The 14,247-nt window shown below is 76.1% G+C and carries 13 protein-coding genes, 2 pseudogenes and 1 riboswitch; of the genes and pseudogenes, 6 read left to right on the top strand and 9 right to left on the bottom strand.

Annotated features, from left to right (window positions below):
• The first annotated feature begins 30 nt into the window (after positions 1 to 30).
• The 5 genes from JKP75_RS10410 to JKP75_RS10390 all read left to right on the top strand — a co-directional run bounded on the left by JKP75_RS10410 (position 31) and on the right by JKP75_RS10390 (position 5,530).
• A complete protein-coding gene (locus JKP75_RS10410) occupies positions 31 to 1,413 on the top strand; it encodes an aminotransferase class V-fold PLP-dependent enzyme (protein ID WP_200491507.1) in 1,383 nt (460 codons plus the stop codon).
• 29 nt (positions 1,414 to 1,442) lie between these two features.
• Positions 1,443 to 2,267, top strand: coding sequence for a DUF1684 domain-containing protein (locus tag JKP75_RS10405; protein ID WP_309229740.1), 825 nt, complete (start codon positions 1,443 to 1,445; stop codon positions 2,265 to 2,267).
• A gap of 128 nt (positions 2,268 to 2,395) precedes the next feature.
• Positions 2,396 to 3,337 (top strand): LLM class flavin-dependent oxidoreductase, encoded by a 942-nt coding sequence (locus JKP75_RS10400; protein WP_375539244.1) that lies wholly within the window; start codon positions 2,396 to 2,398, stop codon positions 3,335 to 3,337.
• A 160-nt stretch (positions 3,338 to 3,497) separates the two neighbouring features.
• Positions 3,498 to 4,847 (top strand): NtaA/DmoA family FMN-dependent monooxygenase, encoded by a 1,350-nt coding sequence (locus tag JKP75_RS10395; RefSeq protein WP_200491510.1) that lies wholly within the window; start codon positions 3,498 to 3,500, stop codon positions 4,845 to 4,847.
• 35 nt (positions 4,848 to 4,882) lie between these two features.
• Positions 4,883 to 5,530: a LysE family translocator gene (locus tag JKP75_RS10390; protein WP_200491511.1), complete on the top strand. Its 648-nt coding sequence runs from the start codon at positions 4,883 to 4,885 to the stop codon at positions 5,528 to 5,530.
• Between the two features lie 55 nt (positions 5,531 to 5,585).
• Here the strand turns inward: JKP75_RS10390 and JKP75_RS10385 are convergent, their stop codons facing one another.
• From JKP75_RS10385 to JKP75_RS24545, 9 genes and pseudogenes are all read right to left on the bottom strand, one after another.
• Positions 5,586 to 6,323: an FAD-dependent oxidoreductase gene (locus JKP75_RS10385; protein ID WP_200493045.1), complete on the bottom strand. Its 738-nt coding sequence runs from the start codon at positions 6,321 to 6,323 to the stop codon at positions 5,586 to 5,588.
• A gap of 52 nt (positions 6,324 to 6,375) precedes the next feature.
• Positions 6,376 to 6,726, bottom strand: a pseudogene (locus JKP75_RS22745) (FAD-dependent oxidoreductase); the annotation flags it as partial.
• Complete coding sequence (locus JKP75_RS10375; protein WP_200491513.1) at positions 6,723 to 7,751, bottom strand: ABC transporter substrate-binding protein; 1,029 nt, start codon at positions 7,749 to 7,751, stop codon at positions 6,723 to 6,725. The gene JKP75_RS10375 and the pseudogene JKP75_RS22745, both read right to left, overlap by 4 nt.
• A gap of 52 nt (positions 7,752 to 7,803) precedes the next feature.
• The gene (locus JKP75_RS10370) at positions 7,804 to 8,778 is read right to left on the bottom strand and encodes an ABC transporter substrate-binding protein (RefSeq protein WP_200491514.1); all 975 of its coding nucleotides are present in this window, start codon (positions 8,776 to 8,778) and stop codon (positions 7,804 to 7,806) included.
• A gap of 90 nt (positions 8,779 to 8,868) precedes the next feature.
• Entirely contained in the window at positions 8,869 to 9,666 is a 798-nt protein-coding gene (locus JKP75_RS10365; RefSeq protein ID WP_309229738.1) for an amino acid ABC transporter ATP-binding protein, read from the bottom strand.
• Complete coding sequence (locus tag JKP75_RS10360) at positions 9,663 to 10,640, bottom strand: amino acid ABC transporter permease (protein WP_200491515.1); 978 nt, start codon at positions 10,638 to 10,640, stop codon at positions 9,663 to 9,665. Before JKP75_RS10360 ends, JKP75_RS10365 begins: the two co-directional genes overlap by 4 nt.
• Positions 10,637 to 10,906 carry a hypothetical protein gene (locus tag JKP75_RS10355; protein WP_200493044.1) on the bottom strand — a complete coding sequence of 90 codons (270 nt, stop codon included), beginning with the start codon at positions 10,904 to 10,906 and terminating at the stop codon, positions 10,637 to 10,639. The genes JKP75_RS10360 and JKP75_RS10355 overlap by 4 nt, the downstream gene beginning before the upstream one ends.
• A pseudogene (locus JKP75_RS24550) lies at positions 10,891 to 10,992 on the bottom strand (GNAT family N-acetyltransferase); the annotation flags it as partial. The pseudogene JKP75_RS24550 and the gene JKP75_RS10355, both read right to left, overlap by 16 nt.
• A 344-nt stretch (positions 10,993 to 11,336) precedes the next feature.
• Positions 11,337 to 11,438: a putative leader peptide gene (locus JKP75_RS24545; protein ID WP_375335655.1), complete on the bottom strand. Its 102-nt coding sequence runs from the start codon at positions 11,436 to 11,438 to the stop codon at positions 11,337 to 11,339.
• Between the two features lie 36 nt (positions 11,439 to 11,474).
• A riboswitch (SAM riboswitch) is annotated at positions 11,475 to 11,583 on the bottom strand.
• A gap of 241 nt (positions 11,584 to 11,824) precedes the next feature.
• On the opposite strand from JKP75_RS24545, the gene JKP75_RS10345 reads away from it, so the two are divergent.
• Positions 11,825 to 14,245 (top strand): FAD/NAD(P)-binding protein, encoded by a 2,421-nt coding sequence (locus JKP75_RS10345; RefSeq protein WP_200493043.1) that lies wholly within the window; start codon positions 11,825 to 11,827, stop codon positions 14,243 to 14,245.
• Positions 14,246 to 14,247: the final 2 nt, after the last annotated feature.

Genomic DNA, 14,247 nt, shown 5'->3' with positions numbered 1-14,247 from the left:
CCGGGTCCCCGACCCGCCAGGAGCACTCCCATGCCCGCACTGCTCGACTGCCCGCCCGCCCCGGCCGTGTCCCGGCCCGGCCTCCGGCCGCTGCTGCCCGTCGTCGGCGCCGACACCGAGGTCCCGCTCGTCCCGGGCGGCCGCACCCGGTACACCGACCTGGACTCCGCGGCGAGCTCCCGGGCGCTGGTGAGCGTCGCCGACCAGGTGGCCGCCGCGCTCCAGCTGTACGCCAGCGTGCACCGGGGTGCGGGCTACCTCTCGCAGGTCTCCACCGCCCTGTACGAGTCGGCGCGGGAGACCGTCGCGCGGTTCGTCGGCGCGCGCGACGACGACGTCTGCGTCCTCACCCGGCACACCACCGACGCCCTCAACCTGCTCGCCGGCTGCGTGGCCGAGGGCGCGGCGGTGCTGGTGCTCGACTGCGAGCACCACGCCGACCTGCTGCCCTGGCAGCGCCGCGGCCCGGTGACCGTGCTGCCGACCGCGCCGACCGTCGTCGGCACGCTCCGCGCGCTGGCCGCCGAGCTGGCCCGCACCCCGTACGCGCTGCTCGCCGTCACCGGCGCGTCCAACGTGACCGGCGAGTCGCTGCCCCTGGAGGAGGTCGTGGCCCTGGCCCGGGCGGCCGGCGCGCGGGTGCTGGTCGACGGCGCCCAGCTCGTGCCGCACCGCGCCTTCTCCCTGGCCGCCACGGGCGCGGACTACGTCGTCCTCTCCGGGCACAAGACCTACGCCCCCTTCGGCGCCGGGGCGCTGGTCGGCCGCCGCGACTGGCTCGACGCCGGCCCCGCCTACCTGGCCGGCGGGGGTGCGGTGCACGAGGTGTCGGTCGCCGAGACCGCGTGGGCACCCGCGCCGCACCGGCACGAGGGTGGCTCGCCCAACGTGCTCGGCGCGGTGGCCCTGGCCGCGGCCTGCGAGGCGCTGGCCGCGCTGCCCGCCGGTGCGCTGGAGGGGCACGAGCGGGCGCTGCGCGAGCGGCTGACGGCGGGCCTGGGCGCGCTGCCCGGCGTCCGGCTGCTGCGCATCTGGGCGGACTCCGCCGAGCCCACCGGCGTCGTGGGGTTCACCGTCGAGGGCGCCGACCCCGGCCTTGTCGCGGCCTACCTCTCCGCCGAGCACGGCATCGGCGTGCGCGACGGGCGGTTCTGCGCCCACCCGCTGCTCGCCCGGCTGGGCGTGCCCGAGGGCGCGCTGCGGGCCAGCGTCGGCGTGGGCAGCACGCTCGACGACGTCGACCGGCTGGTCGACGCCCTCGCGCGGTACCTCGCCGACGGCCCGCGCAACCGCTACGAGCTGGTCGCCGGCCGCTGGCAGCCCGTCGACGACCCGCGCCCGCTGGCCGGCCTCGGCGGGGCCGACCCCGCCGTCGTGGCCCGGGGCGCCGGCTGCGGCCCGGCCACCCGATGACCACTCGCGATCCCCGAGGAGCAGAGACCGTGACCGTTCCCCTCGCCCCGACCGCCGGTCCGGACGCGTCCTTCGCCGAGGACTGGGCGCGCTGGCACCGGGAGCACGAGCTCCGCCGCGCCGATCCGCACGGCTTCCTGGCCGTCACCGGCCTGCACTGGCTGACCGGGCAGCCGCAGCGCCTGCCCGGCGTCCCCGGGGAGTGGTCGACCGGCGCCGACGGCCCGCTGGTCACCCTCGGCCCGGGCGAGGAGCTCGTCGTCGACGGGCACGTCGTCCGCGACCGGCACGCCTTCGGCCCGATCGCCGAGCGGGACGGCCGCACGGCCCGCGCGGGCGAGGTCGAGATCGAGGTGGCCCGCCGCGGCGGGCACGACATCGTCCGGCCGCGCGACCCCGCGCACCCGCTGCGCACGCAGCACCGCGGAACGCCCACGTTCGCGCCGGACCCGCGCTGGGTCGTCCCCGCCCGCTACCAGCCGTTCCCCGCGCCGCGGCCGACGACGGTCGGCGCGGCGGTCGAGGGGCTGGAGCACGTCTACGACGCGCCGGGCCGGGTGGTCTTCGCCGTCGACGGGCAGGAGCTCGCCCTCACCGCCTTCGCCGGCGCCGCCCCGGGCAGCCTGTTCCTCCTCTTCACCGACGTGACGTCCGGCGTCACCACCTACGCGGCCAACCGGTCGCTCGCCGTCGACGCCCCGGCGGCCGACGGCACCGTGACGCTGGACTTCAACCGGGCCACGAACCTGCCGTGCGCCTACACCGACTTCGCCACCTGCCCCCTGCCGCCCGCCGAGAACCGGCTGCCGGTCGCGGTCGAGGCCGGCGAGCAGATCCCGACCGAGAGGCGCTGAACCCGTGTCCGCATCCCCGCTCCACCTGGCCGTGGCTCTCGACGGCGCCGGCTGGCACTCCCGCCGCCTGGCGCGAGCCCGACGCCCGACCGCTCGACCTGCTCACCGCGCAGTACTGGCTGGACCTGGTGCAGGAGGCCGAGCGCGGACTGCTCGACCTGGTCACCATCGAGGACGGGCTGGCGATCCAGTCCGCCGACGCCTACCGGCCCGACGAGCGCACCGACCAGGTGCGCGGCCGGCTCGACGCGGTCCTCATCGCCTCCCGGGTGGCGCCGCTGACCGAGCGCATCGGCCTGGTGCCGACCGCCGTCGTCACCCACACCGAGCCGTTCCACCTGTCCAAGGCGATCGCGACGCTGGACTACGTGAGCACCGGCCGCGCCGGGGTCCAGGTCCGGGTGTCGCTCAAGGAGCACGAGGCGCGGCTGTTCGGCCGGCGCAGCTTTCCGCCGCTGACGCCGTCGGACCCGTCCGCGGCGGCACTGATCGAGGAGGGCTTCGCCGAGGCGGCCGACTACGTCGAGGTGCTGCGCCGGCTCTGGGACAGCTGGGAGGACGACGCCGAGATCCGCGACGTCGCGACCGGCCGGTTCGTCGACCGGGAGAAGCTGCACTACATCGACTTCGAGGGCCGGCACTTCTCCGTCCGCGGCCCCTCGATCACCCCGCGCCCGCCGCAGGGGCAGCCGGTCGTGGCCGCGCTGGCCCACCAGGCGGTGCCGTTCGAGGTGGTCGGCTCCTCGGCCGACCTCGGCTTCGTCACCCCGCGGGACGCCGCGCACGCCGCGGAGATCCTCGCCGAGATCCGCTGCGCGCAGACGGCGGCCGGGCGCGAGGAGGAGACCCTGCACGTCCTCGGCGACGTCGTCGTCTTCCTCGACGAGGACGACGCGACCGCCCGCGACCGGAAGGCCCGGCTGGACGACCTGGCCGGTGAGGAGCTGCGCAGCGACGCGACGGTGTTCACCGGCACCCCCGCCGGGCTCGCCGACCTGATCGCCGAGTGGCAGCAGGCGGGCCTGAGCGGGGCGCGGCTGCGCCCCGCCGCGCTGCCGCGCACGACCTGACCGCCATCACCCGGGGGCTGGTGCCCGAGCTGCAGGCCCGGGGCCTGTTCCGCACCGCCTACGAGGCGGACACGCTGCGCGGGCTGCTCGGCCTGCCGCGCCCCGCCAACCGCTACGCCGTCGCCTGACGCCGCCCGACCAGCTGGAGATCGACACCCCCATGTCCCCGAAGCAGATCCACCTCGCGGCGCACTTCCCCGGCGTCAACAACACCACCGTGTGGAGCGACCCGGCCGCCGGCAGCCACATCGAGTTCCGCTCGTTCGCCCGGTTCGCCCAGGCCGCCGAGCGCGGGAAGTTCGACTTCCTGTTCCTCGCCGAGGGGCTCCGGCTGCGCGAGCAGAACGGGAGGATCTACGACCTCGACGTCGTCGGCCGGCCGGACACGTTCACCGTGCTGTCGGCCCTGGCGGCGGTCACCGAGCGGCTCGGCCTCACCGGCACGATCAACTCCACGTTCAACGAGCCCTACGAGGTGGCCCGGCAGTTCGCCAGCCTGGACCACCTCACCGCGGGGCGGGCGGCGTGGAACGTCGTCACCTCGTGGGACGCGTTCACCGGCGAGAACTTCCGCCGCGGCGGCTTCCTGGCCCAGGAGCAGCGGTACGAGCGCGCCCGCACCTTCCTGCAGACGACGTTCGAGCTGTTCGACTCCTGGCGGGGCGACGAGATCGTGGCCGACAAGGACGGCGGCCGGTTCCTCACCGATCCGGCGGCGGGCTCCTTCCGGCACGTCGACGAGCACTTCGACGTCGAGGGCCGGTTCGCCGTGCCCCGCAGCCCGCAGGGGCGGCCGGTGATCTTCCAGGCCGGCGACTCCGACGAGGGTCGCGAGTTCGCCGCCTCCGCCGCCGACGTCATCTTCAGCCGGCACAGCACCCGCGAGGCCGGCCAGGCGTTCTTCGCCGACGTCAAGGGCCGGCTGCCGAAGTACGGCCGCACGCCCGAGCAACTGCTGATCATGCCGGCGGCCACCTTCGTCATCGGTGACACCGACGCCGAGGCCGCCGAGCTGGCCCACGAGGTCCGGCGGCAGCAGGTGTCGGGGCAGACGGCGATCCGCTCGCTGGAGCAGGTCTGGAACCGCGACCTCTCCGACCTCGACCCGGACGGCCCGCTGCCGGAGTTCGACCCGGTGGCCGGGGAGAACACCGTCGCCCAGGGCCGGGCCAGCGTCCGCATGAACAAGGACCCGCTGGCCGTGGCCGCGAAGTGGCGCTCCATCGCCGAGGCCAAGAACCTGTCCATCCGCGAGCTGATGGTGGAGGTGACCGCGCGGCAGGCGTTCGTGGGCAGCCCGGAGACGGTGGCCGCCACGATCGACGACCACGTGCAGTCCGATGCCGCCGACGGGTTCGTGCTCGTCCCGCACATCACCCCCGGCGGGCTGGACCCGTTCGTCGACCGGGTCGTGCCGCTGCTCCAGGAGCGCGGCGTCTTCCGCGCCGACTACGCGGGGACGACGCTGCGCGACCACCTCGGGCTGGCCGAGCCGGCGCGCCGCAGCTGAACAGGGGGGAGCGGGCCGCGTGCCACGATCTGCTCGTGGACGTCCTGGCCTCGCTGCCCGCCTTCGTGCTCGCGGTGCTCCTGATCTCCGCCACGCCCGGCCCGGCGATGGCGCTGATCCTCCGGCGGGCCGCGCTCCGCGGCTTCCGCGGCGCGGTGCCCACGGTGCTCGGCCTCGAGCTCGGGCTCTTCGTCTGGGCGCTGGCCGCGGGTGTCGGGTTCGCCGCGCTGGTGGCCGCCTCCGAGGTCGCCTACCTGGTGCTCCGGGTCGTCGGCGCGGCCGTGCTGATCGGGCTCGGGGTCCGGGCGCTCCGCGCCGCGTGGCGGGGCAGGGGCGGCCGGGCGGCACCCCAGCCCGAGGCGGTGCTCCCGGCCGGCTCCCGGCACTGGTGGACGGCGTTCGGCGAGGGCGCGCTCGTGCAGCTGGCGAACCCGAAGGCCGCCGTCTTCATGCTGGCGTTCTACCCGCAGTTCGTGCCTGCCGACGGGCCGGTCTTCGCGACGACGGCGGTGCTCGGCCTGCTGCAGGTCACGGTGGAGACCGGGCTGTACCTGGCCCTGGCGGCGGGCGTGGCACGGGCGGGCGCCTGGTTCCGCCGGCCGCGCGTCAGGGTCGGCCTGGAGGCGGTCAGCGGTTCGGTGCTGGTCGCCCTCGGGCTGCGCGTCGCGGCCGCCGGCCGCTGAACCGGATCCGGCCGGGCCCCGTGCGGTGGCCCGGCCGGAGTGCGTGCCGGAGGTGTCAGCCGGCGACGGCGTGCGCCGCCAGGCGGAAGCGGTCGGCGCCCGGTTCGGTGCCGGTGGCGAGGTCGGCCAGCACCCGGCCGATCGCCGTCGCCCCCTTGAACCCGTGCCCGCTGAAGCCCGCGGCCACCACGACCGGCCCGACGCGGTCGAGCACGAACTCCCCGGTGGCGGTGCTCGTGTAGGTGCACGAGATCGGCTCGGGGCTGCCGGCGTCCAGGCCGGGCAGCCACCGGCGCACGTACTCCTGCAGCTGGGCCAGCTGCCCCGGCTCGGCGGTGCGGCTGCGCCGGTCCGGGTGCACTTCCGGCCCGGTGCCGTGGAAGCCGACCTTGACGCCGTCCGGGCTGAGCAGCCCGTAGACGCCGCTCGGCCGGCCCCCGGCCGGCTCCGGGTCCGCGGTGAACGCCGGCCACTCCAGGCCGTCGGTCACCGGCGCGAAGTGGGCCGGCTGCTCCTGGGTGACCCGCAGCGCGGGCAGCGGCACGAGGTCCCCGAGCACGTCGGCCGTCCAGGCGCCCGCGGCGACGATCGCCGTGCGCGCGCGCACCGCCCCACCCGCGGCCGAGCGCACGACCACCCCGTCGCCCGCGGCCTCGACGGCGGTGACCCGCCGGTGGTGCCGGACGACGGCGCCGTGCCGCTCGGCGGCGGTCTGCAGGGCGGTGACCGCGGCGTCGGCGTCCAGCCGGCCGGCGGTGTGCGGTTCGTGCAGGACCGGGCCGGGGAAGCGCATCCCCGGGCCAGCGCTCCTCCGCCTGCGCCGCGGTCAGCCACTCGTGCGGCACCCCGGCGCTCGCCATGGCGGCGGCGACCTCGCGCAGCCGCGGCTCCCCGGAGGGTCCCGCGGTGCTGACGCCGGGGGCCGGGTGCAGCAGGGTGGTCCCGGTCTCCGCCTCGAGTTCGGTCCACAGCCGGCGCGCCTCGGCGACCAGCGCCTGGTGGTGCGGCTGGGCGTAGGTGCTGCGGTAGATGCGCGAGCTGCCGTGCGAGGCGCCGAGGTCGTGCCCCGGTGCGAACCGCTCGAGCAGCACGACGTCGACGCCGCGGCGGGCCAGCGCCCAGGCGGCCGACGAGCCCATCACCCCGCCACCGACGACGACGACGTCGGTCCGCCGCGGCGTGCCGGGGGCGCTCACGAGGCCACCGCGGGGTTGATCTCGGGCGCCTCGACGGCCTCGTCGGTCAGCCCCCAGCGCTCCAGGGTCCGGGCGTAGCTGCCGTCGTCGAAGGCGTGCTGCAGCGCCGCCCGGACGGCGTCGACCAGCCCGGTGCCCTTCAGCGTGGTGGCCGCGACGTAGGTGGTGTTGGGCCAGCCCGCGTTCACGGTGCCGACGATCTCCACCTGACCGACCGACTCCTGGTAGACCGCGTTCGGGTTGGGGCCCAGGTAGGTGTCGATCCGGCCGGACTGGATCGCCAGCAGGACGTCGCCGGTGTTGGCGAAGTACTCGAGGCCGGCCGGGGCGCGCCCCGCCGCCTCGTTCTGCGCGTTCCAGTCCAGCAGGATGCGCTCCTGGTTGGTGCCGGACGCGACGGCGACGGTGAGCCCGGAGATGTCCTCGGCGCCGTCGATCGACAGCCCGCTGTCCGGCGCGGTGGTGAACGCCATGACGCCCTCGCGGTAGGTGGCGAAGTCGAACAGCTCCAGCCGTGCGGCGTTGACGCCGACGTTGCTGAACACCGCCTCGAGGTCGCCGCTCTGCAGCCCCAGCGGCCACTGCTCCCAGGCGACGTTGACCACTTCGAGCTCGAGGCCGAGGGAGTCGGCGACGAGCGCGGCGATGTCGACCTCGCTGCCGACGACGGTGGCGTTGTCGTCGGCGAGGAAGGCCAGCGGGGGCTCCCCGGCGCCGGCCACGCCGACGGTGAGCTTCCCGTCCGCGGCGACGGACGCCGGCACGAGGCGCGCGGCCGCCGGGTCCTCGTCGGTCGGGACGCGGTCGGCCTGCTCGGGGCTGGTGTCGACGGCGAACGCCTCGGTGGCGGTGCCGGCGGTCTCGGCGCGCTGCTCGGCCTCGATGTCGGCGGAGCTGGTGCAGGCGCCGAGGAGGACGACGGTGCCGAGCACCAGGCCGGTGCGGAGGCCGACCGCGGCGGCCGCCGGGATCGGTCGCCGGCGGCGGGGCAGCAGGGGTCGGCGCGACAGCAAGGGGCGGGTCATGCGGGGGCTCCTGGGGGTCCGGGGACGCGTGCGGGCGGGAACGGGTCGGCGGTCACGGCCGGGGCAACCCGGGCGGGTTGGTCTCGGAGGAATCGATCGCCTCGCTGGTCAGGCCCCAGCGCTCGAGCAGCTCGGCGTAGCTGCCGTTGGCGATGGCGTGGTCCAGCGCGGCGGTGATCGCGGCGGCCAGGCCGTTGCCCTTCGCGGTGGCGACGGCGATCTGCGCGGTCTCCGGCCACCCGCCGCTCACCGTGCCGACGACCTCGAAGTCCTGCGGGGCCACCCCGGCTTTGTACGCGCCGGTGGGGTTGGGGCCGAAGTACAGGTCGAGCCGGCCGGACTGGAGCGCGAGGATCGAGTCGCCGTCGTTCTCGTAGTACTGGACGTCCACCGGGTCGAGACCGGCCGCGCGGTTCTCCGCGTCCCAGGCCAGCAGGATCTTCTCCTGGTTGGTGCCCGAGCCCACCGCGACGGTGCGTCCCGCGACGTCCTCGGCCGCGTCGACCGACAGCCCGGAGCCGGCCCGGGCGAGGAAGCCGAGGGTGTCCACGCGGTAGGAGGAGAAGTCGAAGAGGTCCTTGCGCTCCTCGGTGACCGTGACGTTGGCGATCGTCACGTCCACCGCGCCGGACTGCGTGGCCAGCGGCCAGTTCGACCAGTCGGTGGTCACCAGTTCCAGGTCCAGGCCCAGCCCGTCGGCGACCAGCTGCGCGATGCCCGGCTCGTTGCCGATCACCGTCGTGTTGTCGTCGGCCAGGAAGCTCAGCGGCGGGGTGAACGCCCCCACGGCGACGGTGAGCGTGCCGTCGTCCAGGAGCCCCGGGGGGAGCAGGGCGATGGCCTCGTCGCTGGGGGTGCTGCGGACCGGCTCCTGGTCGGGGCTGGTGTCCACGGTCAGCGCGGTGCGGTCCTCGCCGGTGGCGGCCTGCTCCTCGATGTCGTCCGCGCTGGTGCACGCCCCGAGGGCCAGGGCGGTCACGGCGGCCAGGAGGGGGACGAGGCGGGCTCGTCGGGTACGGGCGGTCACGGGGTCTCTCCTCGGGCGGGGCACGCGGGCGCGTGCCGTCGGCGGGCGGCGCGGGGTGCGCCGTCCGTGGGGTGGGACGGGAGGGGCTGGTCAGAGGACGCGGGCGAGGAAGGCGCGGGTCCGTTCGTGCTGCGGGTCGTCGAGCACCTGCTCGGGCGGGCCCTGCTCGACGATCCGGCCGGCGTCCATGAAGACGACCCGGTCGGCGGCCTTGCGGGCGAAGCCGATCTCGTGGGTGACGACGATCATCGTGGTGCCGGTGCGGGCGAGGTCCTCGATGACGCCGAGCACCTCGCCGACCAGCTCCGGGTCGAGCGCGGACGTCGGCTCGTCGAAGAGCAGCACCGCGGGCCGCATGGCCAGGGCGCGGGCGATCGCGACGCGTTGCTGCTGCCCGCCGGAGAGCTGCCGGGGGTAGGCGTCGGCCTTGTCGGCCAACCCGACGCGGTCCAGCAGCTCGCGCGCCTCGCCCTCCACCTCGGCCCGGGGCCGGCCCTGGGCCGACACCGGTGCCTCGACGACGTTCTCCAGCGCGGTCAGGTGCGGGAAGAGGTTGAACGACTGGAAGACGAAGCCGAACCGGGTGCGCTGCCGGAGCAGGTCCCGCTCGGGCAGCTCGTGCAGCCGGTCGGTGCCGCCGCGGTGCGCCTTGCGCCGGTACCCGACCAGCTCGCCGTCGAGCGCGACGAAGCCGCGGTCGACCTTCTCCAGGTGGTTGATGCTGCGCAGCAGCGTCGACTTGCCCGAGCCCGACGGGCCGAGGACGACGGTGACGCTGCCGGGCTCCACGACGAGGTCGACGCCGTGCAGCACCTCGAGGGCACCGAAGGACTTGTGCACGCCGTGCACCTCCACCCGCCCCGGACGGGGGTCCGCCACGGCGGTCACCGGGCCACCTCGCGGGCGGTGCGCACGCGGGCCAGGCCGGCGGTGAGGTTGCCGCGCAGCCGTTGCAGGGGTGTCGGTGGCAGCGTGCGCACGGCGCCGCGGGCGTAGTACCGCTCGACGTAGTACTGGACCACCGTGATGACCGTGGTCAGCACGACGTACCAGACCGCCGCGACCAGGAGCATCGGCAGCACCCGCTGGGTCCGGCCGTAGATGACGCTGACGGTGTAGAAGAGCTCGCCCAGCGCCAGCACGTAGACGATCGAGGTGCCCTTGAACAGGCCGATGATCTCGTTCACCGCCGTCGGCACGATCGAGCGCATCGCCTGGGGCAGCACGATGCGGGTGCTCTGCCGCCGCCGCGGGATGCCCAGCGACGCGGCGGCCTCGAGCTGGCCCTGGTCGACCGAGAGGATCCCGGCCCGGACGATCTCCGCCGAGTAGGCGGCCTGGTGCAGGCCGAGGCCCAGCACCGCGGCGCCGAACTTGTCGATCAGCGAGAGCGTCTCGACCCCGGCGAACGCCGGCCCGAACGGGATGCCGAACTCCAGCCGCTGGTACAGGTAGGCGAGGTTGTACCAGAGCAGCAACTGCAGGATCAGCGGCACGGAGCGGAACACCCACGTGTAGCCCCAGCTCACCGCCTGCAGCAGCGGCGACCTGCTCAGCCGCATGAGCGCCAGCACCGTGCCGAGCGCGAAGCCCAGCACCGCGGTGATCAGGGTGAGCTGGACGGTGGTCCAGACGCCGCGGACGATCGACTCCTCGGTGAGGTAGGCGCCGACGACGTCCCACTCCCACCGCGGGTTGGTCACCAGGCTGTTGACCGCCATGGCGAGCAGGACGGCGACGCCGGCGGTGGCGACCCAGCGGCCGGGGTGGCGGGCGGGGACGACGCGCAGCTCGTCGTAGGGCGTGCCGGTCGGCGGCGGGACGGCGGTCGCCGCGGGCGGGCGCTCGTCGAGTGTGGTCACGGGGTCCCTCCCAGGGAGGTCTCGAAGGCGTAGAGGAGGTCGGCCGGCGGCAGCCCGCGCATCGCCTCGAGCTCGGTCGGGCGCGGGGCGGCCGGGTCGAACAGCGGGGTCCAGCCGGCGGCGAGGTAGAGCGCCCTCGCCTCGGGCTGCAGCGGGCCGGTGGTGAGGTATAGGCGGGTGTAGCCGCGCCCGCGGCGGCCCGCTGCTCGAGCTCGGCGAGGATCCGGCGGGCCAGGCCGCGCCGGCGGTGGGCCGACGCCGTCCACATCCGCTTGACCTCCGCCGTCCCGGGGTCGCGGTGGCGGCGGAACGCACCGCCGGCGACGGGGACGCCGTCCTCGAGGAGCAGCACCAGCTCGCCGTGCGGCGGCAGGAACTCCTCGGCGGGGTGGCGGGCGAACTCGGCGCTGGTGTCGCCGAACAGCCCGCGGTAGCGGGTGTCGTACTCGACGGCGAGCTCGGCGAACAGCGGGCGGGCCAGCGCGTCGTCCGGGTGGACGCGAACTGCCTCGAGCCGCGGAGCGGCGGTCACCGGGCGGTCCGGGGACGCGGGGGAGGGGAGCTGGGCATGCGGGAACTCCTGGGCGGGGACGCGCGGGCAGGCCACCGGTGCCGCCGGGACGACGGCGCGGTGGAGCAGCGCAGGGGAGGGGGAGCGGCCGGGCCGCGGGGACCGGTGGACCGGTCAGGAACGGGTCAGCGACAGAGCGCGCTGCTGGTGCGCAGCAGGTCGACCGCAGGGCGGCCGACGAGGTCGAGCGACGGGATGCGCCGGGTGCGCGCGCTCACCTGTCCCACGTCGTGGCTCCTCGCTCTCGACCCCGTGCAGGGGCCGGCTGGCTTGCGGGCACGGACGTGCCCGCCTGGTCGTCACCCGGGGCACCCCGTCACAGCGGAGGGTTGCCGGCCAGCGAGCCGGGGCTTGGTGCTGGCGCTCAGGACCTGAGCCGGGACTGTAGGGCACGGAACGGATGACCGTCAAACCCGATCGGTTTGGTAGACATAGTCCAGTCGCCCCGCCCGGGAGCAGACGTCCGTGCGCCAGGGAGGAGGCCGGCCCGTGGTCGCGACCCCGCTGCGCTCCCGCCGGCACGTCGACCTCCTGCGCACCTGCAGTGCCCTCTGTCCGACGCGCTGACCACCCCGTCCTCGCGCGTCCGCACCGGTACTGGAGACGACCCCGCATGTCCGCACCCGCCCCGCACTCCCGCTTCCTGCCCGGCCCGTCCTTGTGCGTCGTCGGCGCCGGCCCGACGGCGATCGGCGTGCTCGAGCGCCTGGTCGCCAACGCCCCCGCCCTCTCCGGCGGCGCCCGGCTGACCGTGCACCTCGTCGATCCGCACCCCGCCGGTGGTGGCCGGGTCTGGCGCGCCGCGCAGCCCGACCTGCTGTGGGCGAACTCGCTGGTCGGCGACGTCACCGTGCTGCCCGACCGGTCCGTCGTCGTCGAGGGACCGGTGACCGACGGCAGCACCCTCTGGCAGTGGGTGCAGGACGTCGGCCGAGGGCTGCCCGCCGACTCCGCCGTCGGTCGCGAGGCGCGGCGGCTGGGGCCGGCGTCCTTCCCGTCCCGGCCGCTGGTCAGCGCCTACCTCGCCTGGGCGCTGGACCGGGTGGTCGCCGACGCCGCGCCGTGGGCCGACGTCCTGGTGCACCGCACCCGCGCGGTGGACGTCGACGACCGCCCCGACGGCGCGACGGTGCACCTCGCCGACGGGGTCGTGCTCGACGTGGACGCCGTCCTGCTCGCGCAGGGCCACCTGGACGCCGCACCGACCCCCGCCGAGCGGCGCACCGCCGCGCGGGCGGCGGCCGCCGGCCTCACCTACCTGCCCACCGCCTACACCGCCGACGTCGACCTGTCGGTGCTGGCGCCGGGGGAGGACGTGCTCGTGCGCGGCGCGGGGCTGGCGTTCGTCGACCTCGTGGTGCTGCTCACCAGCGGCCGCGGGGGCGCCTTCGAGCGCACCGGCGAGGGGCGGCTGCGCTACCTGCCCAGCGGTCGCGAGCCGGTGCTGCACGTCGGCTCGCGCCGCGGGGTGCCCTACCGGCCGAAGCTCGGCTACCCGTGGGCCGGCCCGCCGGTGCCGCTGCGCTTCTTCACCCCGGCCGCCGTGGACGCCGCCTTCGGGCCGGCGCGGCAGCTGGACCTGCGGGCCGACCTCGCCCCGCTGATCACCCGCGAGCTGGGCTGGGCGCACTACACCGAGCTGTTCCGCGCCTTCCCCGAACGCACCGCGCTGCCCTGGGCGGAGTTCGCCGAACGGTACGTCGCGGCCGGCCCTGCGGAGCTGGCCCGGCTGGCCGCCGAGGCGGTGCCCGATCCGGCCGACCGGTTCGACCTCGCCGCGCTGGACCGGCCGCTGGCGGGGGTGCGCTTCGACGACTCCCACGAGCTCCAGGAGTGGGTCCGCGGGCACGTGCGGCAGAGCCTGGACCGCGCCGCCGACCCCCGGCACAGCGCCGACTCGGCGGTCTTCCTCGCGCTGCTGCAGTGCCACGGCACCCTCGCCGCGCTGGTCACCGGGCGCCGGCTCACCCCCCGCTCGGAGTGCGAGGACCTCTCCGGGTGGTGGATGAACCTGTTCAGCTACCTGGCCAGCGGCCCGCCGGGTCCCCGGCTCGAGGAGCTGCTGGCGCTGTCCGAGGCCGGCGTGCTCCGGTTCCTCGGCGCCGACGTCGAGGTGGTGGCTCGACGAGCGGGCCGGCGTCTTCCGGGCCGTCTCGCCCAGCGCGCCCGGTGCGGTCGAGGCCCGCGCCCTGGTGGAGGCCCGCATCCCCGAACCCGACGTGAGCGCCACCCCCGACGCGCTGGTCACCGCCCTGCTGGCCCGCGGTGCGGCCGCCGAGCGCGTGCTGGCCGACCCGGCCGCGCCGGCGGGGCACCGGCGCACCGGCCGGCTGGACGTCGACCCGTCGCTGCGCGTCCGGACGGCGACCGGCGGGGTGCGGCCTCGGCTGTTCGCCGTCGGCTTCTGGACGGCGGGGGCGCAGGTCGCCGCCTTCGCCCGGCCGCGCACCAACGCGCCCTTCTTCCGGCAGAACGACGCGCTCGCCCGCACCCTGTGGTCCGCGGTCACCGAGCCGGCCGCCGCCCTCCCGGTCGCGGGTGCGGCGTGAGCGCCCCTGCGGTCGCCCTGGCCGACGACTTCCGCGCGGTCATGGCCGGCGTGGCCACCCCGGTCGCCGTCGTCTCCACGCTGACCGGGGGAGTGCCGCACGGCACGACCGTGAGCGCCTTCGCCTCGCTCTCGCTGGCCCCGCCCATGGTCATGGTGGCGCTCGACGAGCGCTCGGACCTGCTGCGGCGGCTCGCCGTCGGCAGCCCCTTGGGCCTGTCGGTGCTGGCGGTCGGGGAGTCGGCCCTGGCGCACGCGTTCGCGCGCAAGGGCGAGGACAAGTTCGCCGGCGTGCCGTGGGAGCTCGACGCCGGCGCTCCGCGGCTGCGCAGCGCCGGCGGCTGGCTGGGGTGCACCGTGACCAGCCTGGTGCCCGGCGGCGACCACGTCATCGTGCTGGGGCAGGTGCGGCGCGCCGATCCCGGGACCGGCGCGCCGCTGACCTACCACGCGCGGACCTTCGGCACCCACGTCGCCGCGGGCTGAGG

Origin of the sequence: Blastococcus sp. TML/M2B (assembly GCF_016612865.1) — a bacterium.
Classification (GTDB): Bacteria; Actinomycetota; Actinomycetes; order Mycobacteriales; family Geodermatophilaceae; genus Blastococcus.
The sequence above is the reverse complement of the archived record's forward strand: the minus strand, read 5'-3'. Positions and strand labels throughout refer to the sequence as shown.